At 70.6% G+C, this 15,352-nt stretch carries 13 protein-coding genes; 5 read left to right on the top strand and 8 right to left on the bottom strand.

The features are described from left to right. Positions 1-81 precede the first annotated feature (81 nt). The gene (locus ACI2LP_RS14715; protein WP_404724889.1) at positions 82-591 is read left to right on the top strand and encodes a GtrA family protein; all 510 of its coding nucleotides are present in this window, start codon (positions 82-84) and stop codon (positions 589-591) included. A gap of 3 nt (positions 592-594) precedes the next feature. Here ACI2LP_RS14715 and ACI2LP_RS14710 read toward each other — a convergent pair whose 3' ends face one another. Together ACI2LP_RS14710 and ACI2LP_RS14705 are read right to left on the bottom strand one after the other, a co-directional pair. Beyond that, positions 595-1,860 carry an ATP-binding protein gene (locus ACI2LP_RS14710; RefSeq protein ID WP_404724888.1) on the bottom strand — a complete coding sequence of 422 codons (1,266 nt, stop codon included), beginning with the start codon at positions 1,858-1,860 and terminating at the stop codon, positions 595-597. Between the two features lie 365 nt (positions 1,861-2,225). Further along, positions 2,226-2,903: a response regulator transcription factor gene (locus ACI2LP_RS14705; protein WP_360882079.1), complete on the bottom strand. Its 678-nt coding sequence runs from the start codon at positions 2,901-2,903 to the stop codon at positions 2,226-2,228. Between the two features lie 463 nt (positions 2,904-3,366). On the opposite strand from ACI2LP_RS14705, the gene ACI2LP_RS14700 reads away from it, so the two are divergent. After that, positions 3,367-4,878 (top strand): peptide MFS transporter, encoded by a 1,512-nt coding sequence (locus ACI2LP_RS14700; RefSeq protein ID WP_404724887.1) that lies wholly within the window; start codon positions 3,367-3,369, stop codon positions 4,876-4,878. A gap of 71 nt (positions 4,879-4,949) precedes the next feature. On the opposite strand, the gene ACI2LP_RS14695 is transcribed toward ACI2LP_RS14700, so the two are convergent. The 6 genes from ACI2LP_RS14695 to ACI2LP_RS14670 all read right to left on the bottom strand — a co-directional run bounded on the left by ACI2LP_RS14695 (position 4,950) and on the right by ACI2LP_RS14670 (position 10,535). Beyond that, positions 4,950-6,299 carry a hypothetical protein gene (locus tag ACI2LP_RS14695; protein ID WP_404724943.1) on the bottom strand — a complete coding sequence of 450 codons (1,350 nt, stop codon included), beginning with the start codon at positions 6,297-6,299 and terminating at the stop codon, positions 4,950-4,952. Positions 6,300-6,313: 14 nt separating this feature from the next. Further along, on the bottom strand, positions 6,314-7,447 hold the full coding sequence (locus ACI2LP_RS14690; RefSeq protein ID WP_404724886.1) for a hypothetical protein: 1,134 nt from the start codon (positions 7,445-7,447) through the stop codon (positions 6,314-6,316). Positions 7,448-7,746: 299 nt separating this feature from the next. Beyond that, positions 7,747-8,661 (bottom strand): hypothetical protein, encoded by a 915-nt coding sequence (locus ACI2LP_RS14685; RefSeq protein ID WP_404724885.1) that lies wholly within the window; start codon positions 8,659-8,661, stop codon positions 7,747-7,749. A 9-nt stretch (positions 8,662-8,670) separates the two neighbouring features. Beyond that, complete coding sequence (locus tag ACI2LP_RS14680; RefSeq protein ID WP_404724884.1) at positions 8,671-9,336, bottom strand: peptidase; 666 nt, start codon at positions 9,334-9,336, stop codon at positions 8,671-8,673. 185 nt (positions 9,337-9,521) lie between these two features. Then, complete coding sequence (locus tag ACI2LP_RS14675) at positions 9,522-10,010, bottom strand: ATP-binding protein (RefSeq protein ID WP_404724883.1); 489 nt, start codon at positions 10,008-10,010, stop codon at positions 9,522-9,524. Positions 10,011-10,166: 156 nt separating this feature from the next. Next, complete coding sequence (locus tag ACI2LP_RS14670) at positions 10,167-10,535, bottom strand: STAS domain-containing protein (protein ID WP_404724882.1); 369 nt, start codon at positions 10,533-10,535, stop codon at positions 10,167-10,169. Positions 10,536-10,862: 327 nt separating this feature from the next. Between ACI2LP_RS14670 and ACI2LP_RS14665 the strand changes: the two genes are divergently transcribed. The 3 genes from ACI2LP_RS14665 (at position 10,863) to ACI2LP_RS14655 (ending at position 15,331) form a co-directional block, all read left to right on the top strand. Continuing rightward, positions 10,863-11,756: an RNA polymerase sigma factor SigF gene (locus ACI2LP_RS14665; RefSeq protein ID WP_404724881.1), complete on the top strand. Its 894-nt coding sequence runs from the start codon at positions 10,863-10,865 to the stop codon at positions 11,754-11,756. Positions 11,757-11,940: 184 nt separating this feature from the next. Then, the gene (locus ACI2LP_RS14660; RefSeq protein WP_404724942.1) at positions 11,941-13,125 is read left to right on the top strand and encodes a DegT/DnrJ/EryC1/StrS family aminotransferase; all 1,185 of its coding nucleotides are present in this window, start codon (positions 11,941-11,943) and stop codon (positions 13,123-13,125) included. Beyond that, entirely contained in the window at positions 13,118-15,331 is a 2,214-nt protein-coding gene (locus ACI2LP_RS14655; protein ID WP_404724880.1) for a lipopolysaccharide biosynthesis protein, read from the top strand. Before ACI2LP_RS14660 ends, ACI2LP_RS14655 begins: the two co-directional genes overlap by 8 nt. Positions 15,332-15,352 lie beyond the last annotated feature (21 nt).

Raw genomic sequence — 15,352 nt, 5'->3', positions numbered from 1 at the left:
GATGCCGCCGGGCACGTGGGAGGCTCACTGGTTAGCATGAGCGGGTTGACGCTACCGAAACGATGGGGCTGAACTCTCACTATGAGTCACCGAGGCGGAGCGCTGCGCGGACAGCTCGACCAGCTCATGCGCGAGGTCGCCAAATTCGGAGCGGTGGGAGGCATGGGCCTGCTCGTCAATCTGGCGGTGTTCAACCTCGTACGGCACACCACCGAGGTCCCCGTGGTCCGGGCGTCCATCCTGGCCACCGTCATCGCGATCGCCTTCAACTATGTGGGCTTCCGCTACTTCACCTACCGCGACCGCGACAAGAGCGGCCGGACCAAGGAGCTCACGCTCTTTCTGCTGTTCAGCGTGGTCGGCCTGGTGATCGAGAACGGGATTCTGTACGCGGCGACGTACGGCTTCGGCTGGGACAGCCCGCTGCAGAGCAATGTCTTCAAGTTCCTCGGCATCGGCATCGCGACGCTGTTCCGCTTCTGGTCCTACCGGACCTGGGTGTTCCGGGCGCTGCCTGCGCGGGAGGCGGTGCACACTGCGGAATCGTTCCTCGGCCCGCGGCGTGCGGAGCCGGACCGGGTAAGCCGCTGAGCCTCATCTGACGGTGGGCGGGTCGCTCTTGCGGCCGCGCGCGACCCGGCTCAGGAACAGCGCGAAGACCGGCGGATGCTGCTGGAGGAGTTCGAGGCGGCCGCCGTCCGCCTCCGCGAGGTCGCGGGCCACGGCCAGTCCGATGCCGGTGGAGTTGCGGCCGCTGATGGTCCGCTCGAAGATCCGCGCGCCGAGGTCGGCCGGTACGCCCGGGCCCTCGTCGGTCACCTCGACCACGGCCTGATTGCCGGTGACGCGGGTGCGCAGGGCGACGGTGCCGCCGCCGTGCATCAGGGAGTTCTCGATCAGCGCGGCAAGCACCTGGGCGACCGCACCCGGGGTGCCGACGGCCTGCATGCCCTGCCGTCCTGAGCAGACGATGGCGCGGCCCGCGCTGCGGTAGGCGGGGCGCCACTCCTCCAGCTGCTGCTTGACGACCTCGTCGAGGTCGAAGACGACGGCGGAACCGGTGCGGGGGTCGCGGGAGTTGGTGAGCAGCCGCTGCACGACGTCGGTGAGCCGCTCCACCTGGGCGAGCGCGATGCTCGCCTCCTCCTTCACCGTGTCCAGGTCGTCGGTGACGGTGATCTCCTCCAGCCGCATGGAGAGCGCGGTCAGCGGTGTACGGAGCTGATGCGAGGCGTCCGCGGCGAGCCTGCGCTCGGCGGTGAGCATCCGCGCGATGCGCTCGGCGCTGGCGTCGAGCACGTCCGCGACCCGGTCGAGCTCGGGCACGCCGTACCGCTTGTGGCGCGGGCGCGGGTCGCCGGAGCCGAGGCGTTCGGCGGTCTCGGCGAGGTCGGTGAGCGGGGAGCCGAGGCGGTTCGCCTGGCGCACGGCGAGCAGGACCGCGGCGACGACCGCGAGCAGGGCGACGGCACCGATGATCATCAGGGTCCGGCCCAGCTCACGGGTGACGGAGGAGCGGGACTCCTCGACGGTCACGGTCTCCTTGCGCTCGCCGTGCGCGACACCGCGGATGACGTCGTCGGTGGGGCGCTTGCCGATCTCGATGGGGTCGCGGCCGGGGATCTGGATGAGGGCGTACCGCTTGGCCCCGATCTGCTCGGCGAGGATGTCGGGGTTGACGGGCTCACCGCCGACGAGGCGGCTGTCGACGATGCTGACGAGCCGGAGGGCTTCGGAGTCGACGCTTTCCTGGGCCGAATTGGAGATGGTGCGGGACTCGACGAGGACGAGGGAGACGCCGAAGACGGCGATGACGACGAGCACGACGGCGAGGGTTGAACTGATCAGTCGTCGACGCAAGGTCGCCTCCGGCGGGGGGTGCGTTTCTGGTGCGGGGTGCCGTTGCGCGGCTGGGCGGTCCGCGGTGCGGGCCTCCGCGGGGCGCGGGTTCCGGAGCCCCTACGGGCTCGACTCCTCGGGGTCGGCGGCCTACGGCGGTGCGCATTGATCACCGGGTCCTGCCGCCGATCCCCTGCGGGGACGACCCTTCACGGCTCCTCCCACGGTAACGACATCCGGGGCGAGTCCCTTCCAGGCGGCGCGAAAGCCCCGCGCGGCCCGCAGTGCGCGGGCTCCGGACCCATTCGGGGTTCGCCAGATCCGGGGCGGGCCCGGGAGCGCAGCCGCGCTCGGGAAGGGGCGGCCACGGACCGTGGCGACTGGACTTAGCTCTTTTCGAAGCGGAAGCCGACCCCGCGCACCGTCGCGATGTACCGCGGGTTCGCCGCGTCGTCACCCAGCTTCTTCCGCAGCCATGAGATGTGCATGTCCAGCGTCTTCGTGGACGACCACCACGTCGTGTCCCACACCTCGCGCATCAGCTGGTCCCGCGTGACCACCCGGCCCGCGTCCCGGACCAGGACCCGCAGCAGGTCGAACTCCTTCGCCGTGAGCTGCAGTTCCTCGTCGCCCATCCACGCGCGGTGCGACTCGACGTCGATCCGCACCCCGTGCGTGGCCGGCGCCGCCGCCGGTTCCGTCGCGCCGCGGCGGAGCAGCGCCCGGACCCGGGCGAGCAGTTCGGCGAGTCGGAACGGCTTGGTCACATAGTCGTCCGCGCCGGCGTCGAGACCGACCACGGTGTCCACCTCGTCCGCGCGCGCGGTCAGCACCAGGATCGGCACGGTGTGGCCCTCGGCGCGCAGCCGTCTCGCCACCTCCAGGCCGTCCATACCGGGCAGTCCCAGGTCGAGCACGACGAGGTCCACGCCACCGGCCAGTCCCGCGTCGAGCGCGGTCGGGCCGTCCTCCCGCACCTCCACCTCGTAACCCTCCCGGCGCAGGGCGCGGGCCAGCGGCTCCGAGATGGACGCGTCGTCCTCGGCGAGCAGTACACGGGTCATGGGGTGATGGTAGTCCGCAACACGTACGCACTGGTGCTTGATCGTCGAGCCCTGTGGCTTTGGGATGCGATCATGACTACGACCTTCGATTCAGGGCAGCTGGTTCCAGGAAAACCTGTGATCCATCTCTCAAGTCCTTCCATATGCCGCAGTGTCGTGTCGTATGGTGGCGAGACGCCTGTAGCACGACACGGGACCTTTGGCCTGCACACGAGCCAAGGGTCTCTTTTCTGTGCGAGGTTGGCCTGCCCAGCCTCGACAACAGTGAATGACCTGTGGGCCGGGCCCTGAGCGCGACATGGCGCGAGGGGCGTGGATCCCGGTGGCGACTGTCCCCCTCTGCAGACCGCGGAGCGACCCCTCAGGCGTGGGGTGGGGCACGTCCCTTGCCGGTGCCGGCCTCCCCCCGCAGGGCGCGTACCCCGCTCACGAAGCACCGCGTCCCGAGCTAGCAAGGATCGACATGGCGTCCAGCCTGACGAAGGACTCGGTTGTCACCGAGAAGACCTTCCTCGGCCACCCCCGCGGCCTGGCCACTCTCTTCATGACCGAGATGTGGGAGCGCTTCAGCTACTACGGCATGCGCGCCCTTCTCGTGCTCTACCTGGTCTCCGGTGGCGCCGACGCGGCGACCGGCTCCCAGGGCGGCGGCCTCGCCATGACCGCGGCCACGGCGTCGGCGATCTACGCCGTCTACGTCTCGATGGTCTACCTCATGGCCCTGCCCGGCGGCTGGTTCGGCGACCGCGTCTGGGGCGCTCGCAAGACCGTCACCATCGCCGGTTTCGTGATCATGGCGGGCCACCTCTCGCTCGCGGTACCGGGCCAGGCGATGTTCTTCGTCGGCCTGATCCTCGTCGCGGTCGGCTCCGGTCTGCTGAAGGCCAACATCTCCACGATGGTGGGTCACCTCTACGACGGCCCGGACGACCCGCGCCGTGACGGTGGCTTCACGGTCTTCTACATGGGCATCAACCTCGGTGCGTTCGCCGCGCCGTTGGTGATCGGCACCGTCGGTGAGAAGCACAACTGGCACCTCGGCTTCGCGCTTGCCGCGGTCGGTATGGCCCTGGGTCTGGCCCAGTTCCTGATCGGCACCCGGAACCTGAGCGCGAAGAGCAGCGTCGTCCCGAACCCGCTCTCCGTCGAGGAGCGCACCGGCATTCTGGTCAAGGTCGCCATCGGCGCCGTCGTGATCGCCGGCTTCTACGGCGCCGTGGTCACTGCGGGCATGTACACCCTGAACTGGGCGCTGGTGCCGCTCACCCTGGCCGGTCTGATCATCCCGATCGCCGTGCTCGTCCGCATCAAGCTCGACAAGGGCCTGGACAAGGCCGAGCAGTCGAAGATGAGCGGCTACATCTGGTTCTTCGTGGCCGCGGCCGTCTTCTGGATGATCTACGACCAGGGCGGCTCCACCCTGTCCCTGTTCGCGGACAGCAAGACCGGCGACAGCCTGCTCGGCTTCGGCTTCCCGGCCACCTGGTTCCAGTCGCTGAACCCGCTGTTCGTCATGGCGCTCGCCCCGGTCTTCGCCTGGATGTGGCTGTGGCTGGCCCGCAAGAACCAGGAGCCCAGCACCATCGTGAAGTTCGCGATGGCTCTGGTCCTCGTCGGCGGTTCGTTCTTCGTCTTCGTCGTGCCCATGGGCATGGCCGGTGACGGCACGAAGGTCAGCCCGATGTGGCTGGTCTCGATCTACATGATCCAGACCATCGCAGAGCTGTGCCTCTCCCCGGTCGGTCTCTCGGTCACCACGAAGATGGCGCCCAAGAAGTACGCCAGCCAGATGATGGGTGTCTGGTTCCTCTCCGTCACCGCGGGCGACTGCGTCACGGGTCTGCTCTCGCTCGCGGGGGTCGACCTGAACGGAACCGCGATCATCGCCATGCAGGCCTTGCTCGCCGCCACGGCCGGATTCGCGATCTACATGTACCGCAAGAAGGTCGAAACGCTGATGGGCGACGTCCACTGACGTAGCTATTGCGCATACGAAGGGCCGTCCCACCGGATTCGGTGCGACGGCCCTTCGCCGTACCGGGACCGCTACCGCGTGCCGCGCAGCCGGCGCCACGGGGTGAACGTGAACACCGCGCCGCCCAGCAGGATCACGGTGCCCGCGACCAGGGCGAGGGCACGCAGGGCGCCGTTGTCCTCGGCTCCGGTCTGGGCGAGGCCGCCGCTGGTGCTCGCGGAGCCGCCCGAGGACGCACCGCCTGAGGATGTGCCGCCGGAGCCGGAGCCGCCCGACGCGCCGCCCGGCTGGGCCGAGGTGTCGAGTTCCAGGGAGACCGTCGCCGCGCCCTTGACCGTGCACGGGATGCTGATCTTCTGACCGGCCAGGGTGACGTCGATCGTCAGCGTGCCCGGGCTGAGCGTGGACTTGCCACTGGCGCCCGGCTTGTAGGTACCGGCCATGTCGGGCAGGTCCACCGGCTTGCCCTGCTCCAGCGGATCCTTGTTGGCGGGGCCCGTGACGGGGACGGTGCCCTTGTCCGCGCCGCCGAGAAGGACGGCCATGGAGGGCTTGAGCGCGCCTGCGGGGAGTGCCGCCGGGCTGTTCATGACGCCCTTGGCCGTCTTGACGACGAGGTCGTAACTGCCGCCGTTCTTCTTGGCGTTGATCGTCACCTTGGAGTTGATGCTCGCCGGTCCCGGCGACTTGCACTCGAAGGTGACTGCGACCTCCTTGCCCGGGAAGTCGCTCTGGCCGCCGTCGCCCCCGCCCGAGGCGGTGCCGCCCGAGGTGGTCCCGCCCGAAGTGGTCCCGCCCGAAGTGGTCCCGCCCGAAGTGGTCGTACCGCCGGAGACAGTGGTGCCGCCCGCGGTCGTCCCGCCGGACGTGGTCGTACCGCCCGACGTGCCACCGCCGTCCGACACCTTGATCGTCGCCGCGGCCTTGACCGTCTCCTTCGGCGTGCACTTGGTGTCGGTGGACATCGGCTTGGAGACGTTGATGGTGTACGCATCGGGCGTGAGCGTGACCTCTCCCGCCTTGGTGAGCTTGATCCTGCCCTTCATGTCGGACAGCTTCATAGGGCTGTTCTTGGGAATCGGCGGGTTCGTCCGCGGCCCCTCCATGGCGATGTCCGCGGTCTGCGCACCGGCCGCCTTGAGGGTGCCGGTCGGCTTCACCGTGTCCTTCTCCAGGTCGAGGATGTCCGGGTTCTTGGAAGCCGCCTCGACGAACTTCCACACCACTTCGACCTCGTCGCCGACCTTGGCCTCGGCGGGCGCTGTGATCTGCACCTTGGTGGTGCCCTGCACGGGTGGCAGACCCGAGATCGGCGGTGGGATGCACTCCGTCCGGTACGAGACCTCGGCTGCCTGGGCGGGGCTTGCGGCCAGCAGGATCCCCGCACCGCCGAGCATCAGCGCGACTCCGGCCGCGCTCATCCTCCGTTGCGTGCTCACGAATGTCCCTTCGTCGTGGATCGGTTCTCTGACGGTGCGGAGTCAGGCGTGAACCACGGCAGAGCCGTGGTGGTCGCGGTGCTCTTCGGCGCGGACGGTTCCGTAGGGGACGGGCGTGGGCCGGGGCGGCGGAAGGCGGGGAGCCGGACCGTACGGTGGCGGCCGTTGCCGCGAGGGCGGGCGCCGGGGCGGACGCGGTCCACGATCGCCATGCCGATGCGGAACACCGCGGCGGGCACGACGACCGCGAGCAGGATCCAGAAGATCGTGACGCCCCAGGGGCGGCCGACGCCCCACGGCTGTTCGGCCAGCACTGTGGTGCCGTACTTCACCGAGACCTGATAGTCGCCGTGCGCCCCGGCCGAGAGCTGGACGGGCAGCTTGACCAGCGCCTTCTGGCCGGGCGCAATGGTGCCGCGCCACTGCTGCTCCTCCCACTGCGGGGCGAAGACGCCGTGCGCGGTGCCGATCTGGAAGACGGGGTCCCTCACGGGCGCGGCGCCGAGGTTGCCGACGGTGAATTCGAGGCGGCGGGACGGCGGGGCACCGAAGAAGACGAGGATGCCGGATTCGCCTTCGAGCCGGGTGGCGGCGAGCACGGCGAGCTTGCCGCCGGTGGGCTCCGAGAGGGGAGCGGTGGGGTGTCCGGCGACCGTGAACGGGGCGTCCACGACTGTCTGTTCACCGGTGACGGTCGCGACGTGCACAACACAGGGGCATGGCCTGGGCGGCTCGGCGACCGGCAACTTCTTGCTGAAGGCGCCCTTGGTGTCGGTGGTGACGGCGCGGCCGTCGGAGTTGGCGCAGGAGTTGGTGCCGCCGATCACGCCTCGCCCGGGCACGGCCTGCCCGCAGATGAGCATCATCAGGAGGGCGCCCGGCCGCCACCCGTTGCCGCTGACGGTGATGTCGCCGCCCTTGCCGGCCTGCGCCTGGGAGAGCTTGACCCGGGGTTTCGGGTCGGCTGCGGCGGCGGGGGAGGTAGGGAGGAGAAGGAGGAGGGGGAGCAGCGCGAGGAGGAGAGCGAGGGCGTGGGGGCGGGGGGCGGTGAAGTCTCCCCCACCCCGCCCTCCCCCAGAGCTTCGCCTGGGTGGGGGTGCCCCCGGCGCAGCCAGGGGGAGTACCCCCATCCCGTAACCGGGGGCAAGCCCCCGGACCCCCAGCCGGTGGAGGGCACGCGGGGGCTGACGCCCCTCGACCCCTACGGCGTCAGCTTCGCGACGCCCGACGATCGCTGCGGCATCGACTTCGCGACGCCCCTCGACCCCTACGCCCCCGGCTTCGCCACGCCCGACGATCGCTGCGGCATCGACTTCGCGACGCCCCTCGGCCCCTACGCCCCCGGCTTCGCCACGCCCGACGACCCCGCCGTCGGCTTCGCCACGCCGGCCCTGCCGGTCGGCTCCGGGCACTCCGGCTTCGTGCATTGTCATGCTCCTGCCCTCACCAAGTGCCGGTCGCCGCCCTGCTGTTCAGCGCGCGGACCGGGGTCCGGAGGATGCCGTCGGCGGCGTACGAACCACAGCGCCGTGCCACCCGCGGCCAGCAGCCCCGCGCCCGCGCCCGCCACCGTCCCCCAGGGGACGAAGGCCGCCGACGCCGAGGCCCCGGCCCTCGCGTCGCCCGACGCCGTCGCCTCGATGTGGACCGTCACCGAGTCCAGCGAAGGAGGATCGGACCACTTCTCGGCGAGGCCGACGCGCTGGGCCGGGAGCAGTTCCACCGGCAGGCTCCGCGGCGCCCGGCGCAGCACCTGCCCGAACAGGCCGTCCGCGCGGAACCCGACCCGCGGGGTCAGGGCCGTGTTGCCGCGGTTGACCAGGGTGTAGTGGATGGCCCCGGCAAAGATCCGTACGTCCTCGACCGTGAACGCCGCCAGCGTCGGGCCGCTGACCCGCAGATGGATCCGTACGCCCGACTCGCGGCCGCCCGACGCCGCCATGATCGCGCCCGGGTGGTCGCCCGGAAGCGCCCCGGCCGGCACCGTGACCGAGAAGGGGATCTCGGCACGGGTGCGCCCCGGGACCGTCAGCGTCTCGGAGGCGAGGGTGATCCAGGTGCCCGCGCCCGTGGACGTGCGGGCGCCGCGCACCGCGAGGGCGCCCGAGTGGGTGTTGTACGCATCCGCCGGGCGCAGCCGTACGGTGAGCGGCTTCGCGCCGTGGTTCGTCACGGACACCGTGTCCTCGAGCACCGTGCCGGGCACGCCCTCCAGATAGGCGTACGCTCTGCCGCCGCCCGGCTCGACCGTCCAGGCCGCCGAGGCCGCCGAGGCCGCCCGCGCCGCGGAGAGGCACAGAGCGGACAGCAGCGCGGCGACGACGAGCGTGCGGAGCGGACGCATCCGCACGGGTCAGCTCGCGGTCCGCTGACCGCGCCGGGTCAGCCAGAGCGCCCCGGCGGCCCCGGCCAGCAGCACCGTGCCGCCGAGTGTGCCGAGCGCCGTCGCCGAGTCGAGCGGGCCGGTCCTGGGCAGTTCGCCTCCGCCGGACGGCGTGTTCTGGGAGCCCGTCGCCCCTGTGACGTCCAGTTCCAGTGACGGCTTCGGGTTGTTCTTGGGCGTGCAGGTCGTCGTCGTACCAAGGGCTTTGATGGTCAGCACTCCGGCGGTGAAGGTGACCTTGCCGTTCTTCTTGGGGGTGTACGTACCCGTCAAGTCATTGATCTTGATGGGGGTGTTGGCGGGGATCGCCGCCACATTCGGCGGCCCGGACACCGCGACCGTGCCCTCGCCGGCCCCGCCCAGCTTGATCAGCGCGCTCGGCTTCATCGCGCCCTTGCCGAGCTCGACCGGGCTGGACGAGACGCCCTTCTGGAACGACATGGTCAGCTGGTAGCCGCTGCCGCTCCTGACGGCCTTGATGTCGATCGGCGAGACCGCGCCCTTGGGACCGATCGGCGTCTGACACTGGTAGTCGACGTCTACGACACTGGCATGGGCGGCAGGGGCGGCCACCAGCACCACCGAGCCCGCCACCGCAGCTGCCAGCGCGAGAGCTGTCCGCTTCTGGTACGACACCTCAGAGTTCCCCTCACGCCGGAAGTCGCCACAAGTCACTGATGAGACAAACTGACGACACATCAGATCGGGCGCTCAAGGTACGCCTGGGACCTTGGGGAGGGAAGACAAAGAGCACGCCGTATTGACGTGCTCCACAAGAGCTTCAAAACCTTCTCCACACCCTGCGAACGGGGCGAGGCAGACTACGAGGGGGCGGCGAGCTCCGCCCACACCGTCTTGCCGGGAGCCCCGGGCACGCGCACAACTCCCCAGTCCATGCAGAGCCGTTGGACGATGAACATGCCGTGCCCGCCGGGCCGTCCCGCCCGGTGGGGGGTGCGCGGTGCGGGCTGCCCGGTGCCCCGGTCCGAGACCTCGAGGCGCAGCACTTTGCCGTCGCAGCCGACCTTCAGCTCCTCCGGACCCTCCGCGTGCAGACAGGCGTTGGTGACCAGCTCCGAGACGACGAGGAGCACATCCTCGGCCGCCGCCCGGCGGTCGGCCGTGGCGGCGGGCAGCCACCCCCAGTCGTACAGCGCCTGGCGGGTGAAGTCTCGGGCGAGCGGAACGATGCCGCTGGCGCTGCCCAGGGCAAGGCGGCGCACCGCCCCGCCGGGGACCCCGGAGGAGGCGGTGGCGCCGTGCGGCTCAGAGCCGCGGTCGCCCGGCGGCTGCTGCCGGGTGGTGCTCATCAGCGCTTCACCTCACCGATTCACCAATTCGCCATTACGTCGATACTGAGAGTTCCGGGCCGTCATCGTTCTGCGGGGTTCTCCTGCCCTGCCGAATCGTGACAACACCCGCACGCGGCACGTTGCGCGGGACGCGAACAACAACTGAGGGGACAGTCAGCCGGAGAGAGCCGCTTCGAGGGAATCGTGCACGGTGAAGACCGCCTCCGCTCCGGTGATCTCGAAAACCCTCGCCACTACCGGCAGCATCCCGGCCAAATGGACCCCTCCCCCGGCGGCCTCCGCCTTCAGCCTCGCGCTGAGCAGCACATTGAGGCCGGTGGAGTCGCAGAACTCGAGCTGTGAGCAGTCGATAACCAGACGTGCACGCCCGCGCTCGAGCGCATGCTCGAGCGGCGCGCTGAGCAGTTCGGCGGTGTGGTGATCCAACTCACCCGCCGGTTTCACAATCTCACTGTGACCCTCGGTCCGGACCTCGACCTGAAGCCGGCCCCGATTCGCGCTGCCGACCGTGCCGCGGTCCATGCCGTCCCTCTTCGCCGTGTCGTTTGCTGCGTCATCACTGCGTACTTGCCGACTGTCGTCGCATCGTCCGCCGTGTCACTCGGTGCGCCCGGCACCGTCGCTCGACGGCGCCGACGTCCGACGAACATTACGCCCTCGACACGCAGACCTGCCAGCCGAACTCCCCACTAAAACGGACATATCGAACAAATGACACTTGCGACGGCCGGTGGGGAGCGGGTAGGCCTAGATAGACACAACCAACCACGACCGGCTTTGGAGGCGCCGCTCACCGCAGCGCATGTATTGGCATCGGCAGCCATATGCCGAGAACGATGGAGGACCACCATGTCACCCCGGCTCGACGAATCGCGTACCCCCACCGCGCCGTCGACACTGCCCGCCCCCGCCACCGCCCCTTCCGAGGGCCCCGAAGGTCTGGCAGGGCTGCCTGAGATTCCCCCCTTCGACGAGGTGGCGGCGCTGGACGCCCGCGCCTTGTCGAAAACCCTCTTCGGACGGCTGGAGTCGCTCGAGGAAGGGACCCACGAGTACGCCTACGTACGCAACACACTCGTCGAACTCAACCTGGCACTGGTCAAGTTCGCCGCCTCCCGCTTCCGCTCCCGCAGCGAGCCGATGGAGGACATCATCCAGGTCGGCACCATCGGCCTGATCAAGGCGATCGACCGCTTCGAGCTCAGCAGAGGCGTGGAGTTCCCGACCTTCGCGATGCCGACCATCATCGGCGAGATCAAGCGCTTCTTCCGCGACACCTCGTGGTCGGTGCGGGTGCCGCGCCGGCTCCAGGAGCTGCGGCTCGACCTCGCGAAGGCGGGCGACGAACTCTCCCAGCAGCTCGACCGCGCACCCACCGTGGACGAGCTGGCAGAGCAGCTCGGCATCAGCAGGGACCAGGTGGTCGAGGGCATGGCGGCGAGCAACGCGTACACCGCGAGCTCGCTGGACGCGCAGCCCGACGAGGACGACTCGGAGGGCGCGCTCGCGGACCGTATCGGCTACGAGGACCACGGCCTCGAGGGCATCGAGTACGTCGAGTCGCTGAAGCCGCTGATTGCAAGCCTTCCGCCACGGGACCGTAAAATTCTCTCCCTGCGTTTCGTCGCCAACATGACCCAGGCGGAGATCGGCGAGGAGCTCGGGATCTCGCAGATGCATGTGTCCCGGCTGCTGTCCCGCACCCTGATCAGCCTCAGGAAGGCCCTGACGCTCGAGGAGTGAGCGAGGACCTGCCGGGGACGCGCCGCACAGGCCGTTCGAAGGGCCCATTCCGTCAAGGAATGGGCTCTTCCTCGTTATTGACGGGGCAGTCCCGTTTGGTCCACATTGAGCGCGGGGTTAGTGGGGGGACAACATGGCTCTTGGGGAGGGCTGCCCGGCGGCGTACGCACCACTGGAAGCGCTGATGCGCAACCGTCTGGGCAGGGAATGTCTGTATGTGCCGTCATGCCGTCTCGGGCTCTATGTGGCGCTGCGCCACTGGTGCCCGCCCGGCGCCCGGGTGCTGATGTCCCCGGTCAACGACGACGTCATCTTCTTCGTGGTACTCGCCGCCGGACTGCGTCCGGTACAGGCGCCGCTCAGGCCCGAGGACGGCTCCATCGACATGGCGGCCGTGCCCGAGTCCGTATGGCGCGGCCTCGGTGCCGTGCTCACCACCAATCTGTACGGAAATCCCGACCCGGCCCCCGAACTGCGCGCCCGCTGCGACCAGTTGGGAATTCCGCTCATCGAGGACGCCGCACACGCGATCGGCAGCGAGACGGCCGGGCAGCCGGTCGGGAGCTTCGGCGACGCGTCCGTCTTCAGCCTCTCCAAACACACCGGGGCCAAGACCGGCGGATTCCTCACCGTCGCCGACCCGGCGCTGCGGGCGGGGCTGGAGCGGGCACGGGACGAGCTCCTCGAACCGGCACGGCTGGCGGCGGAGCTCGCCTACGGCCTGCGACCGTACGCCGAGGCGGGCGTGCGGGGGCTGCGGCTGGTGGCGGCGGCCCGCGCCACCCTGCGGCTGCTCGGTCTCGAGGAGCGCGAGGACATCCGGATGGAGCTGCGACCCGGCGAGCTGAAGCAGGCGCTGTCCGCCGCGCCCGCGGCCCTGGAGGACTTTCACTCGTGGATACGCGTGGACATGCACGACTACCGGCTCAGACCGGGCGGGCTGCGGCTGCGGCGCACCGGGCGGCTGCTGAGGCGCCTGGAGAGCCGGCTGGCGGCCCATCGCGCCGGGGCGCTGCGGCTGTCGGCCACCCGATGGGCGCTGCCCCGGCCAGGCCCGGTGCAGCCGCTGTTCCGGGTGCCGCTGCTGGTGGAGGACCGCGACGCCGCCATCGCGGCGCTCGCCCGGCGGAGAATGACCACCGGCTATCTCTACGACCCGCCGCTCGACGCCTACGCCGGCGAGGTCTTCACCGATCCCTCGCCCGCGCCGGAGGCGGCCGCCTGGTTCGCCCGGCACGCCCTGCCCGTCGACCCGCTCCGGGCGGAGGCGGCGATATCCGTACTCACCGAGCTGGGCGCCCGGCCCGCCACTCCGCCGTCCGGGGCCACGGCCGCACAGCCGCCCCTGCGGGGCGACCGCGGTGTCTGACACCACCCGGCTGCGCAAGCCGTCGGACGCCGCGCCGCCGCCCGAGCCGTCCGCCCCGGTTGTGACCGGGGCGGACGGCGCGGCGAGTGCGGCGAAGCCCGCCAGCGGTGACTCGATGTTCCGCAACGCCTACGCTCTGATGCTCTCCACCGGCGTCTCCGCGGCCCTGGGCCTCGGCTTCTGGCTGGTCGCCGCCCGCTACTACACCGAAGAGGCGGTCGGCCAGGGCTCGGCGGCCATCGCCGCCATGCGGCTGCTGGCCTCCATCACCGCGACCACCATGATCGGAGCGGTCGTACGGTACGTCCCGCGGGCGGGACGGGCGACCGGACCGCTCGTCTGGCGCGCCTACGCGGCCAGCTCGCTGGTGGTCTGTGTCGCGAGCGCCGCCTTCCTCTTCACGCTCGACATGTGGGGCGCCTCGTTCGCCCCGCTGCACGGACTGACCGCCGGGCTCTTCTTCACCGTCGCCTGTGTCGCCTGGGCGCTGCTCACGCTCCAGGACGGCGTACTGACCGGTCTGCGCAAGGCGGTCTGGGTGCCGGTCGGCAACGCCGTCTTCTCGACCGGCAAGCTGCTGCTGCTCGTCGTCTTCGCCACCACCATGCCGGTGCTCGGCATCTTCGTGTCCTGGGCGCTGGCCATCGCGCTGTCGGTGCTGCCGCTCGCCTGGCTGATCTTCCGCCGGCTCATCCCCCGCCAGGCAGCAGCGGACCGCAACCGCGAGCCGCCCGGCATGCGGGAGCTGGTCCGGTTCCTCGCCGGGGACTCGGTCGGCGCACTGTTCAGCCTCGCCATGATCAACCTGCTGCCGGTGATCGTCGCGGTCCGCTTCGACGCCGCGCACAACGGCTTCTTCTACACGGCGTACACCGTCGGCGGAACGATGGAGTTCATGGCCATCAACATGGCCTCGTCGCTCACCGCGCACGCCTCGCACAGCCCGGAGAGCCTCGCCGACGGCGTGCGCGGCGCGCTGCGCCGCATGGCGATCCTGCTGGTGCCCGTCGTGCTGATCCTGATCGTCTTCGCCCCGCAGATCCTCACGCCGTTCGGCGCCCACTACGCCGAGCACGGCACCACCGTGCTGCGGCTGCTGGCCGCCGCCGCCCTGCCGCGGGTCGCCGTCGAGCTGTACATCGGGGTGTTGCGCGTCCAGGGGCGTACGGGCGTGCTCGCCGTCCTCCAGGGCACGATGTGCGCGCTGGTCCTCGGCAGCGCGGCCGTGCTGCTCGGCCACACCGGGATCTCCGGCGCGGGCTGGGCGATGCTGCTGTCGATGACCTTCATGGCCGCGGTCTCGGCGCCGGGACTGCGCAGCGTGCTGCTGGGCCGCGAGCCGCGGCCCTCCCGGCTGGCCCGGCTGCTGTACCGGGGGCGCGAGGAGGAGGTCGAGTACGGCACGACCTGGGCCCGGAAGGCCGCGGAACGGCGCCGGCAGGCGGCGGCCGAGTACGCGAAGGAGTACGGGACGGACTGGGCGCGGCAGACCGCGTATCTGCGCGGTGCCCACGACGACACCGCCACGCCCGCCTTCGGCATCGTCCACGTACAGGATCCGGCGGCCCGGGCCACCGGCGGGCGCCCGGAGGCCGATCCCGGTGAGGAGCGCCTCGCCACCGCGCTCTGGGCTCTCCTCGGCCTCGCGGCCGTGCTCTTCTGGGCCCCGATGTTCCGGGCCCCGGACATCACGATGGACCAGCTCTCGGGTACCCAGCTGCTGGCGGCGCTGCCGCCGGTCACGCTCACCGCGGGCATTTTGCTGATCGTCGTGTACTGCGCCGCGCTCTCGCTGCTGCAACCGCGCCCCGTGCTGCTCGGCGCCTCAATGCTGGTCACCTTTGCCGCGCTGCACACCGCGCCCGCCGTGCTCGGCTGGGAACCGGAGCCCGCCGAGGGCGCGTGGTACGAGACACTGGCCGGCTTCCTCGCGTCGGCCGCAGGTCTCGACAGCCCCGAGCCGTTGCTGCGCTGGCTGCCCACCGTCTGCCAACTCCTGTGTCTGGTCGCCGTGCTGGCGATGGTGCGGGCGGTCGGGCTGCCGGTCGCGGCGCAATGGGGGGCGCTGTGGCTGCTCGCGGTGTGCGGCTGGGCGCTGCAGAGACCTCTCGCGCCCTTCGCGCTCCCGCTCCAACTGCTGCTGACCTGTGCGGCGTTGGCACTGATCTGGATACGCGCGGCGCGTTCGGCGCCGGCTCGGAACTGAACCACCAGGGGGACAAGCGTG

Source organism: Streptomyces sp. NPDC019890 (assembly GCF_044903445.1).
GTDB lineage: Bacteria > Actinomycetota > Actinomycetes > Streptomycetales > Streptomycetaceae > Streptomyces.
Note: the sequence above shows the minus strand (reverse complement) of the source record. Positions and strands in the feature narration are given on the sequence as shown.

Bases quoted from the DNA above. Each gene is read 5' to 3' on its own strand.
- ACI2LP_RS14715 (WP_404724889.1), top strand. From the start codon at position 82: ATGAGTCACCGAGGCGGAGCGCTGCGCGGACAGCTCGACCAGCTCATG.
- ACI2LP_RS14705 (WP_360882079.1), bottom strand. From the start codon at position 2,903: ATGACCCGTGTACTGCTCGCCGAGGACGACGCGTCCATCTCGGAGCCG.
- ACI2LP_RS14700 (WP_404724887.1), top strand. From the start codon at position 3,367: ATGGCGTCCAGCCTGACGAAGGACTCGGTTGTCACCGAGAAGACCTTC.
- ACI2LP_RS14695 (WP_404724943.1), bottom strand. From the start codon at position 6,299: ATGAGCGCGGCCGGAGTCGCGCTGATGCTCGGCGGTGCGGGGATCCTG.
- ACI2LP_RS14690 (WP_404724886.1), bottom strand. From the start codon at position 7,447: ATGGGGGTACTCCCCCTGGCTGCGCCGGGGGCACCCCCACCCAGGCGA.
- ACI2LP_RS14685 (WP_404724885.1), bottom strand. From the start codon at position 8,661: ATGCGTCCGCTCCGCACGCTCGTCGTCGCCGCGCTGCTGTCCGCTCTG.
- ACI2LP_RS14675 (WP_404724883.1), bottom strand. From the start codon at position 10,010: ATGAGCACCACCCGGCAGCAGCCGCCGGGCGACCGCGGCTCTGAGCCG.
- ACI2LP_RS14670 (WP_404724882.1), bottom strand. From the start codon at position 10,535: ATGGACCGCGGCACGGTCGGCAGCGCGAATCGGGGCCGGCTTCAGGTC.
- ACI2LP_RS14665 (WP_404724881.1), top strand. From the start codon at position 10,863: ATGTCACCCCGGCTCGACGAATCGCGTACCCCCACCGCGCCGTCGACA.
- ACI2LP_RS14660 (WP_404724942.1), top strand. From the start codon at position 11,941: ATGCGCAACCGTCTGGGCAGGGAATGTCTGTATGTGCCGTCATGCCGT.